The following is a 21307-nucleotide window of genomic DNA, read 5'->3' on the forward strand; positions in this document are numbered from 1 at the left end:
TCGGCACATTTACGTGCCCGGCTTTTGCGACTCAGTCGACGGGGTGGATCAGAAACACGCGACGTAGCGGGTGTGTAGCCTCATGGAATTCGACGGCTATCTCAATGACTGCTCCAAACGCCGTCTTCTGGATCGCCGAATCTTGAAAGCAGTGGCGGCAATCCTGCTATGGTATTTATGAAATTAGTCATGCGTTCCATCCAGTGCGTCGGGTGGCGCCGTTGTAGTAGCTAGACGCTTGTTGAACGGAACGGTGGCGCGACTGCTCTATCGTTTCGGGGAGGGGCACGCCACAGTCCGCTGCCTCGGTGAGATATCCCGAGCGTAACCCATGAGCCGAAAACTCCCTAGGCTCCGGCCCCGCCACCCCCGCCCGCTGCTTGATGATGGCATTGACCGGCTGCGGACGAAGGCACCGTCGAGGCCGCGTCATTTCGTGAGTGTCGACCAGTTCACCAGCCGCCGGCACACCGTGGCCGGCGTGTGCAGTCCGACGAACCTTTCCTCAAGGAAAGGGGGAAATCGACGTGCTCTGCATCTACGAGATCAAGGACAGCAAGATCGCGAAAGCCTGGTTCAGGACCAGCGAGCCGCGACTGCATTTGCCCACTGGTTGACGGATCAAAGAGGTCTGCTTTGGGCCGACTCCGGCCATCAAAGGAGGCGTGCTGCCCGGCCGCTGCGCCGGGTCGCGTTGTTGTAGTAACTCGATGCCTGTTGCACGGATCGATGCCGGGACTGTTCCATCGCCTCGGGGAGGGGAACGCCGCGGTTGGCGGCCTCAGTGAGGTATCCAGACCGCAGGCCATGCGCCGAAAACTCTCCACTCTCCAACCCTGCCATCTGTGCCCGCTGCTTCAGGATCGCATTGACCGACTGCGGATCGAGCGCCCGGCGCGAGACGGTTCCCCACCTGCCGATCGCCCGAAACACGCTGCCCTTGTCGATCTTCGCCGCCACCAGCCAGGCACTCAACGCCTCAACTGGTCGGCCTGTGAGATAAACAACGTCGTCCTGCTCGCCGGTGGTCGTCTTGGTGCGGCCGAGATGGATGGCCAAAGAGGGGAGGGGAGGGCCGTCGGACACCTCGATCGGTGGCTCGACGGTCAGCTGCTCGCGGCGCAGCCCGGCGATCTCGCTGCGCCGGCGACCACCGGCGGCAAACGCGACCATCAGGATGGCGCGATCCCTGACATCACGCAGGCTGTCGGTTGAGCAAGTGGCGAGAAGTTTTGCCAAAATATCCCCGGTCACGGCTTTCGCGCTCTTGCGGCGCCGGGTCCGGGGGACCGCGCGCACGGCCAGGCGGATGGCCGACTTGAGGGCAGGGGAGGCGAAGGCGCCGTCGAGGCCGCGCCATTTGGTCAGCGTCGACCAGTTCGCCAACCGCCGGCGCACCGTCGCGGGCGCGTGCGGGCCGACAGATTTGAGAAACCCCTGGCTCCGAAGGCCTTCGTCGACATCGGCCGGCATTCCGTGGTCGGCATCGTTCTCCCGTTGCTGCGGGTCCCAAAGATGGTGTGCGACGAATTTCAATAGCAACGCCTCGGGGGCGGGCCAGGGCAGGGAGCGACCGGTGGCAGCCATGCCCCAGGCTTCGAGATAGGCGAGATCTGAAGTCAGGGCGCGCAGCGTATTGTCGCCCATGCCCTGGTTGACGAGATGGCGCACCGTCTCGACATCCTGGTCGGTCAACAGTTCGGCAAGTTCGTCGCGGCGCTCGATCGGCAGCACCGCGGCGATGGTGTCGAGTTCTTCGGCGCGTCGCTCGACGGCGGTCAGTGATTTTTTGGGTTTGGCCACAGGCGCTCCAAAAGGAGGGTTTCGGCGGCCTCCAGGGCCATGATTTGCCCCGATTCTTTCTGATTTGCGACTCCAGATCAACTACCATCGATAAACGTCAGTTATCGATGGTTAGGCGTGGCCTAGGGCATCATAAGGAGTGAGGAATGATAACTTTGAGATAGAGTTCGTTTAGCAAATCATTTACCATGATTTCAATGGCTTACGAGTTGTCGAAAATCAGCATGACAGCCCTGATGGAGCCGGCTTTTCGCGCCGGTATCGAATTGGCGCGTCTGGACGAACGTATTGCTCGTTCGCCGGTCGGCGCGGGCTTCCTCGAACGCTCCCAATTCACCGATGCTTGCGCCTCTTTGTGGATCGACGGCGAACTCGTTCACCTCGAAGACCTCGTCCTCCACGACGCCACGAAGGATATTCGCACACCCACCCACGAGCTGACAATCGCCCGCGACGTGCTGCGTACCCGCCGGCGCATTGCCGCCCATCTCCCCGGCTGGGCGTTATCCGCAGAGGGTATCCGAACTTTGCGACAGACGTCGGACATCGATCCGGTCGGCGCTGAGGCGGTGGAGCCGGCCAGCGTCGTTCGGCCAGCGGTGGCCATCGATCCGGAAGGGGAGGGGGACGAGGGTGATGACGCGGAGAATTTGCCCGGCGTCGACTATGCCGCCATTGATGCGCTGCTCGCGCGCTCTGACGCCGCGATCGAACGAGCCAAAAAGCCCGGCCGGGCTCCGGCCGATCCGCTGGTCTATGATCTCGATTGGGACGAGGACGCGCGGCTGGAGGAATGGCGCGGCGTGCTGCGGCAGGCCGAAAACTTGCCGGCGATGCTGCAGGCCATCGTCGCCCTGGATGCCTGGAACGAGCTTGCCGTCCTCCAGCATGCACCCTGGCTCGGCCGGCTGCTGGCCGCCTCGATATTGCGCCAGGCAGGCATCACGTCAGGTGCTCATCTCGCTGCCATCAACCTTGGTCTCAAGACCATTCCCGTCGATCGGCGCCGGCATCGCGACCGGGAAACGCGGCTGCTGGCCATCGCCCATGGTCTTTTGGCGGCTGCAGAGATCGGCATGAAAGAACATGATCGGCTGGCGCTGGCGAAAAAGATGATGGACCGAAAACTGGAGGGGCGCCGGACGTCTTCAAAACTGCCGGAGCTGGTAGAGCTGGTGATGGCGAAGCCGCTCGTGTCGGCGAAAGTGGTGGCGAAGACGCTCGAGGTCACGCCGCAGGCGGCGCGGCGGATTGTTTTGGAGCTGGGCTTGAGGGAGATGACGGGGAGGGGGAGGTTTCGAGCGTGGGGGATTTCGTAGCGAAGTGGCTAAACGAAATAACACTCCACATTGAGCCGATGATTGCCCGGTCGAATCAACTCAGTTGATCCTGATGGTAGCGTAGGACAGGGATGACAAGTCTACTTTCAGGTCGTCCGTGAAATGCATCTCATATGCATTCGCATCGTATCCCACGAACCGCACGCCTCTTGCCCGTAAGCTTCGAAACACGCGGCAAACTGCCGATATGAAGAAAGGTATAACGTTGAAATAGAGCTGTTTGTTAGGGTAGCCCTCTCGCCGTGCCTTCGAGAAAAACTCGTTGAAGCTGAGGTCAGCTTTCAATTGTCCCAGAAGCTTGCTTCTGTTCAAAGCACTCATTTTGCCTTCTAGAGCAGGTGAATTTTGACTGGGGTCGAGGCGAAACAGGAAATCTTCGGCCTTGTAGAGTTGGCGTCCGACATGTGCCTCGCCTACCAAGGTGTGGCTCGCGATCAAAAATTCGGCGCCGCGGAACCGATCGGGGCCTCCATCCTGCGCCATCGTATTGTTCCAGCTGGAGAACAGTTCGTGATCTCTGTGATGGATCGCATTTCTAAGCATTAAAATAAGCGCGGTGTCGGCATGATCAAAATAATTGAAAAACGCTCGATCTACGTCATAAATGCTGCTAGCCCGTCGAAGGGTAGACGGGCTTCCGCCATTTTGCTGTTCAAGAAAGTCGAAACAACTGGCAGGGTCGGGATCGCTCATAGCGATCCCGTATTCTTCTCCAAAGATCGCCAGAAAGAAGAACAGCCTCTTGTCTGCCGTGTAGACGAAGTCGAATTCGTGAAGGACCTCGTAGACATCGGAGTTCTCACGGAACAGTGCGTCATGCGCGTAGAGCCGGCGGCGGGAGTAACCCCACGTCGACGGTTGTTCACCGATCCTCACATACCGCCGGACGGGATCGAGGGCTTCCATCCCCAGAAGCTCCTGCCGCCAACGGCCACCTCGCCAAAGACATCGATGCCCTGATGCCATGGGCCTATGACGCCCGCATCAAAGCCTCACAATAAGCTCGTCAGATACTACCCGGTGAGCTCACATCAAGCCATCAGCCAGCACTACCCAGTAGCGGAAACCGAAAAATCAATGGGGCGTGGACGGCGCATACGGCGCAGCGCACGCCTTGGTGCTCAGCAGGATTGGCACTGCCGCATGTCCGACACTACGTCCGGCACCTCCTCGATCCACTCCGCCGCGCCTTCGGAAAACCACATGAAGCTAAATTCTGTCGATGCACTCGAGCGCAGAAAAAAGGCAGGCCCTAATCAACCCGAGGACAAATACTCACAATTTCCGCGATGAGCCGATTCTTCTTCTGGCCTAAACTCGGTTGCCAAATGGATTTTCGCACGAGTCAGGCTGTGGTAATCAAGATCGAAAGCGAATCCGATGATCGTTCAGGTGCCGGCGGTACACGATGAGTTACTCTGCATTTTTTCTTGCCACGAACTGGGGACGCGCACACGGCGGTATCAACGTTTTCAATCAGGACCTTGCCAAGGCCGTCGCCGTGGAGCTGGGCTCGACAGGGTTGTGCTACTGTCTCGTGAAGGGGCCGAGGGCAAGTTCGGTCGAGGATCAGGTTATCGTCGAAACGGGAGAAGAACTCGGGTCCTCGGAGGCCATCGCGAACCATATCTACGCTGCACTCGCAGCTTCGAACAACTTACAGAACGACGTCATCGTCGTCGGACATGACGTGCATACAGGTTTTTTGGCAATCGACACCGTTGGCCATCTTAGGGGGCTCAACCTTCCGACGGTCCGATCTGCTGTCATCAAGCATATGCATTATAAGCAGTACGACCTGCAAAAAGGACTTTCCCCGGAAGAGCGAGGGGAGAAGGAAGCTCGGCAGACTGAACTGGCTGATCGTGCGGACCTCGTCCTAGCGGTTGGGCCACTTCTCGCTGAGAGCTCCTACGGCGCAAATGGCAAAAAGCGGGTGAGCATGCTCATCCCCGGTGTGCCGCCGATAGAGCCCGCCGTTGAAAATAACGAACCGGCGTGGCAGATCTTTATGAGCGGCCGTCTCGGCCAGCAGGACGACAGGGTTAAGAATGCGCAGCTAGCAATCTCGGCGGTCGCCACTGCTTATCGAAAGGCGAAAGAGGTCCATCAGGGCAGGGATAGCCGTTTTCTAAACAGAGGTTGCCTAACTTTGTTTGGAGCTGGCCCCGAAACAGCAGAGCCAGCAAACCTCTCTGAGTATGGCGAGCATATCTCACTAGATCCGGTTTCCTACACAGGTGACACGGGACGTCTATTCAAGACACTCGCGAGTTCTCATTTCGCCTTGATGCCATCTTGGCACGAGGGCTTTGGGCTTTCCGGGTGGGAAGCTCTCAGTCTCGGCGTACCACTGATCTGTTCCAGCCATTCCGGCCTCTTTCAGTTCTTGAAGGCTAACGTTTGGGGCGGGAATGTCGGTGTTAGCAGCGAGGGGGTGGTTGAAATTTCCCTCACGGGCGAAAAGGCCGTCGATGCTGAGACAATGAGCAAAGCGATTCTTGGCCTCGCTGGGAACTATAGTCGACGCAAGCATGGTGCCATGGAACTTGCATCGTTCTTGAGGGCGCATTATACATGGTCAGCCTGCGCGAAAGCGTTTGCGAGCGCGTGCGATTGGCCACTTGCGACATCAGTGGCATGGCAGGAAAGACAGGCAGTCGCCAAGATTACCCTGCAAGATCCTGAGACTGAAGACGGGCTGATACGCCAGGCGGAGGAGATCGTCGCGAACGGTTTAGTCTATGCCGAATGGGAGCGCGTCTGTACCGCCCTCAACATTCTCAGTGCTCGGGGAAAGATCGAACAGGGAGTAGTCGGGCTTGAAGCTCTCGCATATCTGGACCAGTTGTCGCTGACGCTTGATACAATGTTGGAAAGTCAAGGTGCCGTGACCTTCTCCCTGCGCAGCTCGGGGGAACTGGATGTCATGTGGCGTTTCCTGGCGGCCGCGTCGAGCGTATCGGGATCGATCAACGACTTTATCAATCTCGTCAGGCCAAATGTTTGGCGGCAGATTTCCAGCGATGGTTTCCTGCTACGGGAATTCTTTTTCTACCTCGGCAGATTTGCCAACGATTTCCAGTCCCACGACTATGAGGTGACCACAAAAATCGATGAGGTCATTCGCATGGGACTGGCGGATGACGATTTTCAGACACGACTTGCCCGATTGTGCCTGAAGCATTCAGTTTTGTTAGACGTGTTGGGACAGAGCGATTACTACAGCCAGTTGCCTCGGTTCGCTGCCGTCATAACCGCTTTTCAGGCTCAGCAGCTAAATTTTGCGGAAGTCGAACCTCAGCACATTGCTACGTTCCTGTGGCTAGCAAGCGAGAGCGTCCTCCAAGGGAACTACTCCCCTGATTTCACGCTGGACTTCATCAGGGAGTCGCTCGGAACCGGTTCAATTCCTCGACGTTGGCGAGGCGACAAGCGCTTCCCGGTCGCGGCAATGCTGGGTGCCCTGCCGGTCGACAAAGCGCTTCGCGTACTTGAGGCGTTCTCTACCGATGAAGACGAAACGATTCGCTGGGCATGCCTGGATGTAGCGTTCTCGCGCTCGTTTCGCTCACGTGTCGAGGCTACGTATAAGAGCCGACCGCTCGCAGCCGGTAAGAAGCTGACAACGCGTTTGGGCGAGATTATCGACTCGGCTGTCCGCTACGATGGATCCCATCCCTGGCTTCAGCGCGAGTTCATTAGGCTCTATCACGAGGAGGTTATGCAAGGTTGGCGCGGCGGCTCCACGCCTTTCACCTTGAATGATTTTCCGAGGTCGCGAGAACTGCTGGGCGTTAGTTTTTATCGGACGACAGACACACCTCGAGCGCGCCTCCACCCGGAAGTCGAAGATGTTCGAAAAGCCGCAGCAGCAGACCTGAGGCGAGTCTTGCTCGTGCTACCGCCGATCGAGATCGCTGGTAGCGCCGAACGAAAAAATGCATCTCGCACTACCACGCCTCCGTTGGGCCTCGGTCTCATTGCGAGCGCGCTCAGTCGTGCCGGACATTTTGTCGAGATTGCCGACTGTCACCGCTTTCCATCACTGACCGAAGAGTTGGCGGATCGCGCGGGCGAGTTCGATTGGGTGGGATTCAATGTGGTTTTGAGTACAGTAAAGTCCACTCAGCAAATCGTCGCGGACATCAAAGCTCGATCCCCCGATGTCATGATTGCCATAGGCGGACCGGCCGCAAATCTGGGCGTCTGGCAGACTTCGGTTTTAGGAGCAGGTCAAGCTGACTGGGATTTCGTCGTCAGGGGAAATGCGGAGCAGAATTTCGTCGATCTGGTGGCTCTGACGGGGAGTGCAGGCGCGTGGCCGGAAATCGCGGACGTGATCGCAAATCCAAAGAATCAACGACTCTTAGACACACACTGCGGGAAATGGCACTTTTATCCTAGATCGATCGAGAACGCTTTGCCGGATAACTGGGAACCGATTGCGATACTCGACAGGCGCGTCTTCCGAGGTCCCGATGGCGCTTACGAGCCAGCCCCCACCCGCAAGAAAAACCGCACCCATAAAGAAGCGCATGTCGTGATGTCGCGAGGCTGCGAGTGGAAGTGCACTTTTTGCACCGAGCGCAGAAGTCTAAGCGGGGGCGAAAGAAGGCGCTCCACCGGATCTGTATTGAGTGAACTGCTGGCATTGGCACAAGAGCATCGCGACCTGCGTATCCAGTTCATCGACGACAATCTTCTCCCCCAGATCGCAGCTCGACCTGCTGACAGCGAGCTTGCCGTTTTGCACGATCTTAAATGGGCGAAGGAATTCCTTGCGGGTTTGGTCAAGATTCGTGAAGGCGCGCCCTGTGGCTTCGGATGGCGGGGCATCTTCCGCTTTGAGGATTTCGTCGAATATGAGAAGCAGGTTCCCGATTTTATCGGTCAACTTGTTCGGTCAGGCTGTAGCATGTTGGCCTTCGGGATCGAACATGGCAATGAGACGCAGCGGAAGAAGCTGAAAGCGAACAAGACTTCGACGGCACTCAGTAATGACGATATATGTGCGCTTATCTTACGTCTCAAAGCCGCAGGAATTAGGTCGAAAGGGTACTTCATCCTCGGTGGGCAATATGATAGCGCCGAGAGCGCCAAGGAAACAGTTGCGTTCGCTCTACGATCAGGTGTCAGCCTCGCTTATTTTGCAATCTACAAGGATTTTGTTGACGCGGCTTCTAAGCTCCGAAGCAGTTCCTTGACTGATCGCAGAGAAGTGGAAACCTACCTCAGCTACAAGCAGCTCTCGCAAGATCTCGACGGAATTTTCTTACCTGCAGAGGACTCCCGCGATCCATCTCCCGCGCAAAAGTCCGACAGCAGGGCTGCGATTTATCGCGATCTGCAGCAGCTTGGCTTCAGCTTTGCTGATATCGTAAAGTACAACGACTATCATAGTGACGAAGGGCCGGCCGCGCCTTTGATGGTGCGGAATGCTTTTCAGGACAAGGAGGCGTATTTCGAGACCTTAAAGGACGCATATCTCAGCTTTTATCTGAGAAAGGACTTTGTCTCGGAGTATGAGAGCCTCGTTGCGAACGGCTACTAGAGCCCTGCTCGGACGTCAGGTCAGGTGTTCCGACACCTTATCCTTACTCTCATTTGGGGCTTCGGCAAAGACCGTCCGGTGATTGGTCTATGAGAATGCTACGACGGTAATGGCTTGGGTTCCAAGTTGGCAGGTGCGACGGACCGGATGCCGTCGCAGCTATTATAGTCCACATATGGTGTTCATTTTTAGGAGAAACTTCTTTCGAAGATCTACAGAGTGCGGGTCGGCCAAGGTTGCCAGATATCGATCAAACTCCGCTTCCAATTCTGTATGGAATAGTGTGCGGTTCACAGTGATCTGACCATTGTCGAAGCGCATTATTGGGCCGCTGACCCCGACCGTCATCTTTTCGGTCGCCCCGCTGTGATGGAGTGCGCATCGCCCTTGGCTATAGAACTCGTCAGCCTTCTTCGTCGCCACCATGCCAGCGCCGAGACAATTGATAAATGGCTGCCAGTTGCTCAGGAACTCTCTAAACAGCCGACCGCTTTGACGTGTGTGGTTGGTCACGCCCTCACGGAAACCTTGAATTGTTTCGAGAACGAGGCAATCCAGGGCGAGGATCGCAAAGCCATATGTTTGCTGGTGGTTAGATTTATCGACATCGATCAGGGTCTGCGCTGGCTTGATAAATCGGCCCTGTATGCGATCCCTTAGAACATCGGCTGCTTTCAGCCACTCCTCCTGTTTCGCATTGTCGGGATCCAGTTCGAGGCCGCGCCAGAACGCGACCGTGTACTTCGGACTGATCTGCAGGCTACGGCTCTTTGTTGTCTCGCTCATGCGCTTAGCTTTCAAGAACCGCGATGCTGGACCCCAACACGGAGAAGTCGTTGGGCCGGATCTGCTTTCGAACTTCTGGAGGATAGCAATTTCCTCCGCCCTCATAGTTCCTGTGGACTGCGCGAGCCTGCTCGTTCGTCAGGACGTAGAACGTTGGTGCCATCGTCCTCAGATCGAGTTCGATGAAGATGAAGAAGTCCGCGTCGCCTTTCTTGTGCATCTCTACAGGCCAGCGGGTGATCTCAGTCGGCCGGCGCAGGAACTGCCGCGTCTTCACCTCGATCGATTTCGGCTGCCCACCGACGACAACAATGACATCGTGCCCAGGTGCGCCTTCGGGGCTCATATAGGCGGCCAGTCCGAGTGTGTTCAGCTTTGCTACGGTCAGCAGCTCGCCCAGCGTTCCGGATTGTCAGCACCGGAGCAATACTCCCCAATAGTGCCGTTTGAATCTTCCCCAGGTGCTGCGGCCGCCGGTCTTCCGGGGCGCGCCCCGGAAGACCGGCGGCGAGTCTTCGCCGATACTCCTTCCGATGGTCGGAAGGGGGATGTTGGTGATCAAGCTGAGGGAGACGATCATGATCCTGGATCTGCATCAGCAGGGGCTGACGGTGTCGGCTATTTCCAGAGAAACTGGCATCGATCGCAAGACGGTGCGTAAATACTTGAGCGGGGCCTCGAGGCTCCGGCCTATGGTCCAAGAAAGCCTCGGGCGACGGTCATCGACCCATTCGCTTCATACCTGCGGGAGCGGGTTAAATCCTACCCCGGACTGACGGGCAGTCGATTGTTTCGAGAACTGCGTGAGCGAGGCTATACCGGCGGCTACACGGCTGTGACGGATTTTCTCCGCGATGTACGCCCCGTTGCAAGTCAGGGCTTTGAAGTTCGTTTCGAGACGCCGCCTGGTGAGCAGGCCCAAGTCGACTTCGCCCAGTTCCATGTCGTCTTCACCGACGAGCCGATGACCCCGAGGATCGTCTGGCTGTTCTCGATGGTGCTGGGTCATAGCCGTCTCATCTGGGCACGCTTCGTCATGCATCAGAACCTGCCGACCGTCCTGCGTTGCCATATTGCGGCTTTCGAGGCCATTGGTGGCGCTCCGCGGGAAGTGCTTTACGACCGGATGAAGACGGCTGTCATCGGTGAGGGTCAGACAGAAGGCATCGTCTATAACCGTGCCCTCATCGACCTCGCGCGCCATTACGGTTTCCACCCGAAGGCCTGCAAACCTTATCGGGCCAAGACGAAGGGCAAGGTCGAGCGGCCCTTTCGCTATATTCGCGAAGACTTCTTCCTGGCCCGCTCGTTCCGCAACCTTGACGACCTGAATGCTCAGCTTCGGCACTGGCTGGATACCGTCGCAAATCCAAGGAAGCACGCCACGACCCTGCGCGTCGTCAATGAAGCCTTCGCCGAGGAGCGGAAGCACCTGCGACCGTTACCGCTGGCCCCGTTCAAATCCGTTCTGAAGCTGGAGCGCCGGGTGTCGCGGGAAGGCATGGTGAGCGTCGGCGGCAACACCTACAGTGTTCCGGATGCTACGCGAAGCCGAATGGTGGAAGTCCATTCTCTCGCCGACGAGGTCCGCATCTTCGAGAACGGCATGCTGATCGCAGCTCATCCCGTCCTGGAGGGCCGCAAACAGCGCCGGGTTCATCCTGATCATCGACGAGCACTCGCGCCGCAACATCGGTCCAGCACGCGCGACGACGCCATTGTCGTCAAGCCCGCCGGCGACACCGTGTTGCAGCGGTCGCTCGCCTTCTACGACGCCGTCGGCAAAGTCCTGGCACAGGAGAACCGCCCATGAGCGCCGCCCTCGATGCCATTCCGTCCATGATCGATCGGATTCGTCATGATCTCGTCGGCCTGAAGATGCCGCGCGCACTGGAAGCACTCGACCATGTCGTGCGCCGTCTCGAGCACGGTGAGCTTTCCGCGCTGGAAGCTATTGATATCCTTCTCTCCGAGGAACTCACCTTACGCGAGAATAGCCGGATCAAGACCGCATTGCGGATGGGCAGGCTTGCGACGATCAAGACGCTCGCCGGCTTCGACTTCACCTTCCAGCCCTCGCTCGATCGCGATCGGATACTCACCCTGGCGCAGCTCGGCTTTGTCGATCGTCACGAGGCCGTTCATTTCCTCGGCCCGCCGGGAACAGGCAAAAGCCACCTCGCCACCGCGCTCGGTGTCGAAGCCGTGAAGGCCGGAAAGAGTGTGTATTTTACGACGCTCGCCGATCTGATCGGCTCACTTGCCCGCTCCGAGCGGGAAGGTAGATTGCAGGAGCGCATTCGCTTCTTCTGCAGGCCAAGCTTGCTGATTGTCGACGAGATCGGCTATCTGCCGGTCGTCCAAGGCGGCGGCAATCTCTTCTTTCAGCTCGTCAATGCCCGATATGAACGTGGTGCGATGATCCTCACGTCAAACCGCGGCTTCGCAGAATGGGGCGATGTCTTTGGCGATCCTGTCGTCGCAACGGCGCTGCTCGACAAACTGCTTCACCATGCTGTCGTCGTGCAGATCGAAGGCTCCAGCTATCGGCTCCGGCAGCATGCCGAGCTGATGCCGGAACATGTCCGATCCAAAGCCCTGATCGCACCCCCGGCGTTTGCCCCACCACAAAAGCCGCGCGGTCGGCCACCCAAAAATACCCAATCTTCCCTCGCGTCCACGTCGGCATAAGTGGGGAATTTTACTTCGGCACTTTTGGGGAAAATTCACGCGGCATTGACACCGGATTGCGGGGACGATAGTTTTTCCAGCGTCATTGCTCTTCGTATTCTCCCAAAATCTCAATACGCGGACCACGTCCGTCGTTTCACTCTCGGACCGTGTCGAAGGTCTCAGGCATCGTCTGCCGCGGCCACATTTCGAAGGCGAGAGATGTAATCATCTACCCGGTCCAAAATGATTTCGAGACCGAGATAGCGAACGTAACCTCCTCCGCCCCGCTGGATAATTCCATCCAAGAAGATCTCGAAGGAATGACCATCACCCGCTAATCGAGTAACGAAGACCGCTCCACCACTCATGCCATCCAAAGGCTCTAAGTCCTCAGGATATCGCAACACGCCGCAGTTACTGCGGGACTCTAGGTGTCCCGACTTGCAGATCGGATGGATCCGCATCCCTCCATTCTCCATCACCATTCGCTGGAGATGGCTTGGCAAGCCTGAGGCTAAAGCTAAATCACCAGCGCGACCGATGTGGCGACGTTCGACGGAGAAGAACTGATGTCCTGAGTATGATGGTAGCATCTCATACTCGACCACACCGATTACATAGTCACTTTCATCCTCTGTGGAACCAGGCGAGAATAGGTATGTGTTGAACGGAATATTGGTGCTGTCGGTGCCATCGTCCATCAGCACTACCAGATAGTCCAAGCGGTCCTTAAAAGCCGCTGCTGTTTCACCCGCGATCGTTGCTATTTGGTGGCGTGTGAAGACGGCGAAATGTCGCCCTCGGTACGGGAAGAGAACGGCACTACCCTGAAGTCCAAACAGCAAACGGCGAGCGACCGCGCCATCCTGCAGCGTGAGCTCGAACCCATCCAGACCATAGTGTTCGTCCCCAAGGGCGGCGAAACAAAGTGGTCGGATACATCGATCAGCGATCGTTGGCTCTTGTGGGTCCGTGAATCTCAGCATAGGAGGATCAATCCTTTCGACGGCGCGCACGAATTTCGTCAATTTGACGGTCAATTTCAGCCTCGGCGGCTGCGCAACTCTCCGCGAGATCCTCGCGGAATTGCAAGGTTTCTCTCAGGAAGTCGACATAGATGGCGACGGCCAGATGTGTGTTGGCCTTGGAGCGCAAGCGCTGAACCCGCCGCTTCCATCCTGGAACGGGATCCTTGTTGATCGTCAGGCGGTAGTTGGCGGCGAGCCAATCAACAAGGTCATGGATAGATCTGCCGGAAAAGCCATTCTCGCTTGCGAACTTGTGACCCACAGGCGAGAAGGCCAGCCGCCATGTCTGGCAATTGATTGTCGCCTGATCTCGCGTGATCCCCTTCCCCTTAGGAAACACGCCAGTTGAGATGACATCGAGGTAAACATTGTTCTCAGTGATGATAAAATCCATATGGTCCGCGAGCGCACCGATCGTCTTGCCTCTATCAAAATGGCACCGATCCGTCAGCGTTGCGCACGCCTTCTCAAAGTCACCTAGTTCGGCCGGATTGAGTCTGCTGCTGTTGAAATACTTCTTCGCGCGTTCCGGGATTACCATCTTATTGCCGTAGTAAAGACCACGCCCGGGAAACGCTTTCAGAATGTCGCAGGCTACCGAGAAGTAGAAATTAGCAATGGCTGGCAGTATGGCTTCGTGCTGGAGGCCGACATGGTACAGCTCGTTTCGGAACTCATGCATTATTGCAACTATCCGCGCCTGTTCCTCTGTGACCATCTTCTCGATACGTGCAAACTTTAGCTTCGCGTCGAAGGATTGTCCGACAGCCTCGGCCAACTCCAGCTTATGGGGGTACGCCTCCTTTAAATGGTGCCAGCTCTTGAAGTGAGCGTGCTTTTCTGTAGCGAGCCTATGGATTGCTAGCTCTACCGCATTGTCGGTCAGCATCAACGCAAACCGGGCATCATGAACGCCGCCCTTGTCGAGATGTTCGAGGGCCAGATCCATCTGGTCAAGGAGAGCCGCGTAAAAGCTGAGAGCTGTCATCCTAGGTCAATCTCGTCTGCCGCTCGTCGACCTCGCTCGACAGAGAAGTTGTTCATCTTCGGCTCCTGCCGGCTTCATGGCAGGTTCGCGTCAATCACCTGTCGAAATTGGTTGTAGGACGTGCCCTCTAAGAATGATCTTGGTGCAGTCAATCTCGCCTATTATCGGTTCTAGGATCGACAAATCCTCACTCGTGGAGAAAATCACTTGTTGTCCACGAGCCTTCGATGTCGCTGCTCGTCGCAAAAGCTGCTCGAAGCTGACCTTCGAAGATGATTGTTGACGCGGTTCGTCGAAGACCAAAACACCTGGATGGTTCGTGCTGTAAGAAGCGGCGAGTTCGAGCAGCCCAAGCTGATACGCCCATTTCAATCTTATTGCGTCGCTTGCGGATGTCTCAAAACCGATCTCAAAACCCTCAACTTCGGGACGATACGTATCCTGGGAGATAGCAAGATCGTCGGGTTGAAAGGTTTTAAATCCAAACTGCCGCGCCTGTGCACGTAGCAATTCAGACAGACGGTTGAGCTTTGCCTTATCGCTGTCGGACAGCTCGTCGTCAGGAAGCGCGCTTCTCTGTTGAAGAAGCGTCGTATACTGCTCAGACAGGGTGCTGAAACTGCTCACCGCATCGTCAAAGAAAGACCGCAGTTCGGAAAAATCTCGAATCTTCCGTTCAATTAGAAGTCGCTCTTCAATCGCTGAAGCCGAAACGCTCGTCGCCGGCGCTACTAAATCAGCTCTTAGTGTTCTTATTGCCGTGTACGCTTCGCTGAGATCTCGATTTAGTTGTGAGAGTAATCCTTCACGCTCTCGATTTTCCTCTTCTTCGCGCCGAAGTATGTCTTCAAACATTCTGATTTCAGATTTGATGTATGAGATATTATCTTCGATTGGCATGATCGATGCTAGCGCATTTTGCGAAAGTAGAGTGTCCTGCAAGCCTTGTTCGCAGGTGGGGCACCGGTCAGGGCTAAGTGACCATTGAACGCCTGAAAAGCGCTGTAGCTTTTGAACATCCTGGTTTTTTTGAAGATCTTCTCGCAGAGTCTGGATACGCCGTGTCAGGGCGTCAACGTCTGCTAGTTTTACCTGCCTCACGCCGTTTAATGAAAGGCGCTGGACATTGAGGCTCTCCGCGTGGGCGATCACCTCGGCGAGTTTGGCTTCTATGGCGGGGACATTGTCGGACACGACCGGCACTTCGGCTTGGGAAATAGTGTCGAGTTCGGACTTCAGCGATCTAAGATGCTCATCAAGTGGCGTCCAGCCACCTTGTGTTGCCACTGACACGAACGCTTTCGCGATCGCATTCAAATCAACGATTGGCTTCGTACCAAGTGCCTCAATGCGTGACGCAGATCTGTTCAGCAGCTGGCTGAGGTCATGCCAATTTGTTTCCCATCTGCTGGTAAGAACGCTGATGCGTTGATTTAGCTGTTCACGTTTGCGCTCGATCTCATAGGCCTCAAGCCCCGCGATGAACTCCACTGCTCGTTTGTGGACTTCTCGAATGCGGAAATATGTCGGGATGGCTGCGGGGATGGAGGACCACCCAGACTTTTGCTCCACCCAGAACAGCGGGAACACGGTTTCGAGATAGAGCTTGACGTCTTCTTTCTCGTAGCCTCGAACGACAGGAAGCTCCCAGCCAAGAAAATTCTCGAGGAAATGATGAAAACCGTCCTCACGTTGAGCAGCACCCGGGTCTCGCACGAAGAACTGCTGGGTCCGATACTGGCCTTCAGGTTCAGACAGACCAGGGCCGAAATTTACTGTTATCAGGCGGTCGTCGAGTTTTGAGACGACCGGGCGATGGACCGTCGCTATTGTGCCGACTGAGTTTTCCAGTTCAAGCATCACGTCAGATTCAACGACTCGCACGCTCTCGCCACTATCTGTCACAAGATGGCTTGTCATCGCGTGTGGAAGAGGGATCTCTCGGCGAGGGCTCAGCATTCGTTCCAAACCAAGAACGTAAATCATCCCTTGAAGGCAGGTTGATTTACCCATGGTGTTGTCGGCCCAAAGAACATTTAGCCCGTCGGTGAACCCGAGTTCAACTCCGTACCAGCCCCGCTCTGTGAGCGCACGAAGCCTGAGGCGTCTCAGTTTAAAAGTCATACAAGGTTCTCCGGACGCCAGACCGTTTTCATAAATCCATCAGTTAGTTTGGGCGCCACCTCGGAAAGGAAGGCTTTCTCGGCGTCAAGCACGCCGCTATCTTTGGCGACTGCCTCAGCTGCTTTGCGACCTTCGTCCGTCAGAACAACCACCGAACCTTTGTTAACGCTAACGAGGCCCATCGAATGGCTCAGCGCTACCGCGCGGTTCAGCCAAGGCTCGACCCTTACGGATACGTCGAGTGGTCGATACCGTCCCGCGATCAATCCTAGTGCCTCCTCTCGACCCTCCTCGAGTCGCACATTATGAGCGAGAAATTGGAGTTTCTGAAAACTCGCCTTTTTCCCTCGACTGTAAAATACGCTTAGGAGTAGTATCGCCATCCCCCAGGCCATCCGCAAGTCGCCGGCGACAGGCTCTGGGCGGACGGTGAACGTGAACTTGGATGTATTAAGGATATCTAAGAAAGGGCTTTCACGGGACATCTGGGAAATCCAATGGGCATTGCATTATCCATTCTGAGACGGTTCCAAACACGAGCTGATCGACGTTCTCGGGCGATAGGTTTGGCGCCGCACCCTTGATTGCTCCCTTCAGGTTCATAATCTCGTCGTTCAGGATGCCACTGGCCGAAACCGCCGTGGGGCCGGCAAACTCTAAATGGCGCCTCCGGCTAGCAATCACCGTGGCAAGATTGTCATGTAACTCTGGTGCCTGAGAACGAAGTGCACTCATAAGCGCCGCGCCCTGCAGATGATAACGAGTAGCGTCCGCAACCGCATCTTCAAGCTTTTGAGGAGTTGTACGCTTCGCGAGCTTCGTGCGAGCCGTTGACAGCAAATCTTGTGACCCCTCCTCCTTCCCCCAAGAGCTAATCTGCGGATTTGTCGGATTCGGAATGCTGAGTTTGATCAACGATAGTTGCGCCGCATTCAGCGTTAGGGCGTCAGCGCCGAAAAATGCTTGATCATGAATAAGGACCTCAAAGTCAGTGTCGAGGTAAGGCAGTGCTTTCGATCGGAGCTCTGTCGTCTTGTTCGCGCAGTGTATGTTGACGTCCTTGCTATCGTGTAATGGGCTGAGCAAGACCCATCTCTTTATCGGCGCGCCGAGGAAGAGTTTCGATACAATAACATTGTTTTTTTGGAGCTTACCCAGATCCCTGGTGATCTTATCTTTTTGCTTCTTCGCGCGTTCAGCGACTCCGATCGGCTCTTCTACCGCGTAACACTGATATGCGACGCTATCCTTGTTGCAGTAATAGTCGATACCAAGGTCGCCCTGATCTTTGGCGGGCACCTTGTGAACGTTTAACACGCCATGCCGACAATTCAGGAGGCCAAGCGCAAATATCTCCCAGTCGTCGGGATTCCAAATAATTGTTGTTGATGGCAAGACTTCCCCCAATATCCAGTATAGATAATTTACATGAAGGACGGTTGCGTGCAATGGAAGATTATCGGCCTTAGGTAGCATCACTTTGCTTTTTGATCTCATTGGTAAATGTTCGCTCTGCGGCATTTCGCCCAGGCCGATTGGGCGTGTTGAGATGATTCGCTTCCTGGACAGCAGGCGCGGTCTTCCGCATCTTCTTTGGGTGATTGAGATTTGTAAGGATGCTTTCACCCCATCGCTCTTAGTCCGCCTTGGCTGACGACTGGCCCAGTACGACGTGTATTTTGGGCCTTTGGAATCGGGCGGCGACGGGGGCTCGTGAATCAAAACAGGCACCGGCGCGGGAAGGTCTGGCCCGACGATTACGGCTTCGCCAGGCGCTAGAGTCGGGATAAACAGAGCGGCGTTGCGATCAAGATCGCCGCAGGCTTTCTCGACCGCACTGCGATCTTCTTCGTTGGTCAGGCGATGCACAATCAGTGTGCCAAGTTGGCTGAGAACATCGGCCGGAATATCGCGGGGAGCGCTGTGTGGCAAGGATCGTGGTCAGTCCGTATTTGCGCCCTTCTTTGGCGATAAGCCCAAACGCTTCAAGTTTCACGCTGGCATATTCGTCGCCAATGGCTCGCCCCAGGAATTGATGGGCCTCATCCAGCAGCGTGATCATCGGCTTGTCGCGAAAGGTGTTCTGCCGGGCGCGGGCCAAGAGAAAGCGCCCGATGACATTCATAAGGATTTCGCGCGAGTTGTGCTCGAACCGGACGTTTTTGAAGGATATTCGCAGGATGTCCTGGCTTTCGGACGCAAAGAATGCTTCCAGAACCGTTACTAACGACTGTCCACCATTACCGAACAGGCATTCAAGCTCAGGGGAATGGATTAACGTGCGCATGCGCGCGATCAGGCTTTCGCAGTAGCCTACTGCTTGTTCATGGACGTTACCCCAGTGGCTCGGGTTGTCCCAATTCGTCGGCTGAACGCATTCCTGCTGCACCTGATCGGGAAGATTTTCGATGTCGAACTGGCAAAGCGGGCTGTGAATGACGTCGCTGTGAAGTTCCAAAGCTTTCAGAAACGGGCGGCGGTCCTTTTGCCTTTTCGTGAGCAGCTTCTTTTCATAGATCGCCACGCCTTCAAGCTGTCCCCCACTTTTCTTGACAAGCTTCAGACTCTTGATCGCTTCGCGGAGTTTAGGCCCCTGGCTTTGTTCCGATGGGCGAAACAGGGCGAACAGGTCGTCTTCCGTCATGAACTGGTAGGGGAAATGGACCTGCTGGCTGCCGGCTTCTTCGTTGTCGAAGGCATAGTGCGCCGATATGGCGGGGATGTCTGCAAATTCACCGGTGGGATCGAAGAGAATACATTTACCGCCAGCGGCTTTGATCTGCTGGAGGATGGTGGCTAAGGTCCAGCTCTTGCCGCCGCCCGTCGCGCCGAATACGCCGCAGTGGCGGCCGAAGAGCTTTTCAGGCGGCAGGCGCAAATGCACGCCGCTGCCCGCATCTAGCGTGCCGATGTCGAGGGCGCTCGCGCCGCTCGCCACCAGTGAATTTGCCATCAGTTCGCCGAACATGGATGGATCAGCCAGGTAGACAGCATCGCCGACGCGAGGATGGTGGCGGATGCCGCGCATGGTTTGTTCTGTCGCTGATCTACCGAGGCCAGCAGTTGCACCCTGCCGACCGGGTGAGGTTCGGGCTGCGTGCCCAGAGTCGGCTCGACAGTCAGTCGCTCTGCGTCCGGTAGTTTGACTTCGACCAATCTTCCAAGGAGCTTGACCAGCTCGCAGTCCACGAACACGAAGTCGCCGACGGCGCCGCGCGCAAGGGCACGGCGCTCCGGCCGGGCGGTGGCGTAAGGCATGTTCACTTGCACCGTTGACGCAGTCACGACAGAAATCGTGCCGACGTAGCGATCCGGATCAACCAGGCTGTGTTTGATCACGACTGTACAGGGCTGCAGAAGATCGACAGCCGCATCGGCGTGCTCGAGTTCACTCACGACTTCGAGAACGGGTATCCGACCGACGCCACGATCGACAAGCTTTATGACGAGCGGGACTTCCAGCGGGCCTGCCAAGTCTACCTCTGGGCCTTGCCTGCCGTCTCCTTCAGGTCGTGGCAGATCGGCATCAACGAACAGCTCGGCGCAAAGAACGGTCAGATCGTCGCCATCCTTTCTTATGAGGCCAGGCGTGGAATCCTTACCGCCAACGCCACGACGCCCTACTATCTGGGCTTCGCCGATCTGAGCGACGGGCCACTTGTGCTGGAGATGCCCGAACGGGGCGTCCAGGGTGCGATCAGCGACGCGTGGCAGAATACCATCCCCGGCACCGAGGAGCCCGGCAAATACCTGGTTCTGCCGCCGGGGTCGAAGACCCCGCGCGACGTCGCCGGCTACACGGTGCGTCATTCCTCAACGGTCAACGTGTTTCTCGGCGTGCGTCTGACGGACACCGATCCAGGGGCCGCACGCCAGGCGCTGTCGCAGTTGCGAATGTATCCGTATGCGCAGCGGAAGAGCCCTCCGAGCATGGATATCCTCGACATCGGATCGAAGACCTGGAGCGGGCTGCCGCCGCGGGGCATGAACTACTGGCGCAGGGTCGACGAAGTCATTCAGGTCGAACCCATGGAAGCGCGCGACACGTTCTTCCACGCCATGCTGCGGCCGCTCGGGATCGAGAAGGGCAGGGCATTCGCACCGGACGCTCGACAGACGAAGATTTTCACCGACGCCGCCCAGGTCGGGGAGGCGATAGCGAAGGCGAATTCCGCGGACCGGCGATTCAAGGACGGGAAGTATCGGCCCAACACGCACTGGGACTACGCGCTCATGCTCGACGCCGACGACCCGAACGCGTTCTGGAACCTGCTCGACGAACGGGCATCCTGGTTCTACGAGGCCGTTGGCGCTGGCCCAGCGATGGCGCCGAAGAAGCCTGGACCTTCGTCCGCCTATCTCAGCGCCTACAAGGACAGGGCAGGCGAATGGCTCGATGGCGGCGTCTCCTATCGCCTGCGTGTCCCCCCAAACCCGCCAATCAAGCTGTTCTGGTCGGTGACGCTCTACGACGTCGATACCCGCGCCCTCATTCTCAACGACCAGAAGATCGCGGACCGCTCGTCGCGGCTGGATCTGCGCAAGAACGGGGACGGATCCGTCGACATCTTCTGCCGGCCAACGGCGCCGCCCGGCTACGAGAACAACTGGATCCCGACCGTGCCGGGAAAGAACTGGTTCTCGTACTTTCGATTCTACCAGCCGACCGAGAGCTACTTCGACCGATCCTGGCCGCTGGGGGACTTCGAGCGAATATGAGGAGCCGTGAATAAAGTAGAGACGTGATCCCAGATCAACCCGGACGAGGTGCTGGCACTTCCGCCAGCAAGCAGTCAACCGCCTGGAGGCACAGATGAAAGACATTGACCAGCTACCCGATGCACATGTGAGCCGTCGAAGCGTTCTTCTCGGCGTGACGCCGGCTCGCTTGCCATGTCCGCCTCCGTCTGAACCTCCCCCTTTGATTGCGGCCATCTCGTCCTGCCCCGGCTTTTGGTCCTGCCAGGCTCGCGCCGCCGGCAACGGCTTTGCCGTCCTCCACTTCGTTGCG

General features: G+C 56.9%; 15 protein-coding genes and 2 pseudogenes. 6 read left to right on the top strand and 11 right to left on the bottom strand.

All coding sequences use genetic code 11. The annotated features are described in order from the left end of the window. Positions 1 to 187 precede the first annotated feature (187 nt). Together FHX03_RS34820 and FHX03_RS32415 are read right to left on the bottom strand one after the other, a co-directional pair. Positions 188 to 421, bottom strand: a pseudogene (locus tag FHX03_RS34820) (integrase); the annotation flags it as partial. A 233-nt stretch (positions 422 to 654) separates the two neighbouring features. Further along, entirely contained in the window at positions 655 to 1803 is a 1149-nt protein-coding gene (locus FHX03_RS32415) for a site-specific integrase (protein WP_183857250.1), read from the bottom strand. A 188-nt stretch (positions 1804 to 1991) separates the two neighbouring features. Between FHX03_RS32415 and FHX03_RS32420 the strand changes: the two genes are divergently transcribed. Then, positions 1992 to 3122, top strand: a complete 1131-nt coding sequence (locus FHX03_RS32420) for an RHE_PE00001 family protein (RefSeq protein ID WP_183857252.1) — start codon at positions 1992 to 1994, stop codon at positions 3120 to 3122. A 60-nt stretch (positions 3123 to 3182) separates the two neighbouring features. On the opposite strand, the gene FHX03_RS32425 is transcribed toward FHX03_RS32420, so the two are convergent. Continuing rightward, positions 3183 to 4049, bottom strand: a complete 867-nt coding sequence (locus FHX03_RS32425) for a hypothetical protein (RefSeq protein WP_183857254.1) — start codon at positions 4047 to 4049, stop codon at positions 3183 to 3185. Between the two features lie 502 nt (positions 4050 to 4551). Between FHX03_RS32425 and FHX03_RS32430 the strand changes: the two genes are divergently transcribed. Further along, positions 4552 to 8697: a B12-binding domain-containing radical SAM protein gene (locus FHX03_RS32430; RefSeq protein WP_183857256.1), complete on the top strand. Its 4146-nt coding sequence runs from the start codon at positions 4552 to 4554 to the stop codon at positions 8695 to 8697. Positions 8698 to 8859: 162 nt separating this feature from the next. Here FHX03_RS32430 and FHX03_RS32435 read toward each other — a convergent pair whose 3' ends face one another. Together FHX03_RS32435 and FHX03_RS32440 are read right to left on the bottom strand one after the other, a co-directional pair. Then, a complete protein-coding gene (locus tag FHX03_RS32435; protein WP_183857258.1) occupies positions 8860 to 9483 on the bottom strand; it encodes a hypothetical protein in 624 nt (207 codons plus the stop codon). 4 nt (positions 9484 to 9487) lie between these two features. Then, a complete protein-coding gene (locus tag FHX03_RS32440; RefSeq protein ID WP_183857260.1) occupies positions 9488 to 9829 on the bottom strand; it encodes a hypothetical protein in 342 nt (113 codons plus the stop codon). A gap of 208 nt (positions 9830 to 10037) precedes the next feature. Between FHX03_RS32440 and istA the strand changes: the two are divergent. Together istA and istB are read left to right on the top strand one after the other, a co-directional pair. After that, positions 10038 to 11296, top strand: a pseudogene (gene istA / locus FHX03_RS32445) (IS21 family transposase). After that, on the top strand, positions 11293 to 12174 hold the full coding sequence (gene istB / locus FHX03_RS32450; protein WP_183857262.1) for an IS21-like element ISRel3 family helper ATPase IstB: 882 nt from the start codon (positions 11293 to 11295) through the stop codon (positions 12172 to 12174). Before istA ends, istB begins: the two are co-directional and overlap by 4 nt. A gap of 161 nt (positions 12175 to 12335) precedes the next feature. Here istB and FHX03_RS32455 read toward each other — a convergent pair whose 3' ends face one another. The 6 genes from FHX03_RS32455 to FHX03_RS32485 form a co-directional block, all read right to left on the bottom strand. Further along, positions 12336 to 13196: a hypothetical protein gene (locus FHX03_RS32455; RefSeq protein WP_183857264.1), complete on the bottom strand. Its 861-nt coding sequence runs from the start codon at positions 13194 to 13196 to the stop codon at positions 12336 to 12338. Beyond that, positions 13150 to 14172: a hypothetical protein gene (locus FHX03_RS32460; protein ID WP_183857266.1), complete on the bottom strand. Its 1023-nt coding sequence runs from the start codon at positions 14170 to 14172 to the stop codon at positions 13150 to 13152. The genes FHX03_RS32455 and FHX03_RS32460 overlap by 47 nt, the downstream gene beginning before the upstream one ends. Before the next feature lie 90 nt (positions 14173 to 14262). Further along, positions 14263 to 16296: a hypothetical protein gene (locus tag FHX03_RS32465; RefSeq protein WP_183857268.1), complete on the bottom strand. Its 2034-nt coding sequence runs from the start codon at positions 16294 to 16296 to the stop codon at positions 14263 to 14265. Then, positions 16293 to 16781 (bottom strand): hypothetical protein, encoded by a 489-nt coding sequence (locus tag FHX03_RS32470; protein WP_018327609.1) that lies wholly within the window; start codon positions 16779 to 16781, stop codon positions 16293 to 16295. The genes FHX03_RS32465 and FHX03_RS32470 overlap by 4 nt, the downstream gene beginning before the upstream one ends. A 1322-nt stretch (positions 16782 to 18103) precedes the next feature. After that, positions 18104 to 19324 (bottom strand): ATP-binding protein, encoded by a 1221-nt coding sequence (locus FHX03_RS32480; protein ID WP_210298799.1) that lies wholly within the window; start codon positions 19322 to 19324, stop codon positions 18104 to 18106. Continuing rightward, positions 19249 to 19635, bottom strand: coding sequence for a hypothetical protein (locus FHX03_RS32485; RefSeq protein ID WP_183857287.1), 387 nt, complete (start codon positions 19633 to 19635; stop codon positions 19249 to 19251). Before FHX03_RS32485 ends, FHX03_RS32480 begins: the two co-directional genes overlap by 76 nt. On the opposite strand from FHX03_RS32485, the gene FHX03_RS32490 reads away from it, so the two are divergent. Together FHX03_RS32490 and FHX03_RS34245 are read left to right on the top strand one after the other, a co-directional pair. Then, the gene (locus FHX03_RS32490) at positions 19624 to 21015 is read left to right on the top strand and encodes a DUF1254 domain-containing protein (RefSeq protein WP_183857269.1); all 1392 of its coding nucleotides are present in this window, start codon (positions 19624 to 19626) and stop codon (positions 21013 to 21015) included. The two genes, FHX03_RS32485 and FHX03_RS32490, sit on opposite strands and share 12 nt — an antisense overlap. Before the next feature lie 94 nt (positions 21016 to 21109). Beyond that, the coding region (locus FHX03_RS34245) for a hypothetical protein (protein WP_210298800.1) at positions 21110 to 21307 on the top strand (198 nt) is incomplete at its 3' end.

Origin of the sequence: Rhizobium sp. BK456 (assembly GCF_014194045.1) — a bacterium.
GTDB classification, from domain to species: domain Bacteria; phylum Pseudomonadota; class Alphaproteobacteria; order Rhizobiales; family Rhizobiaceae; genus Rhizobium; species Rhizobium redzepovicii.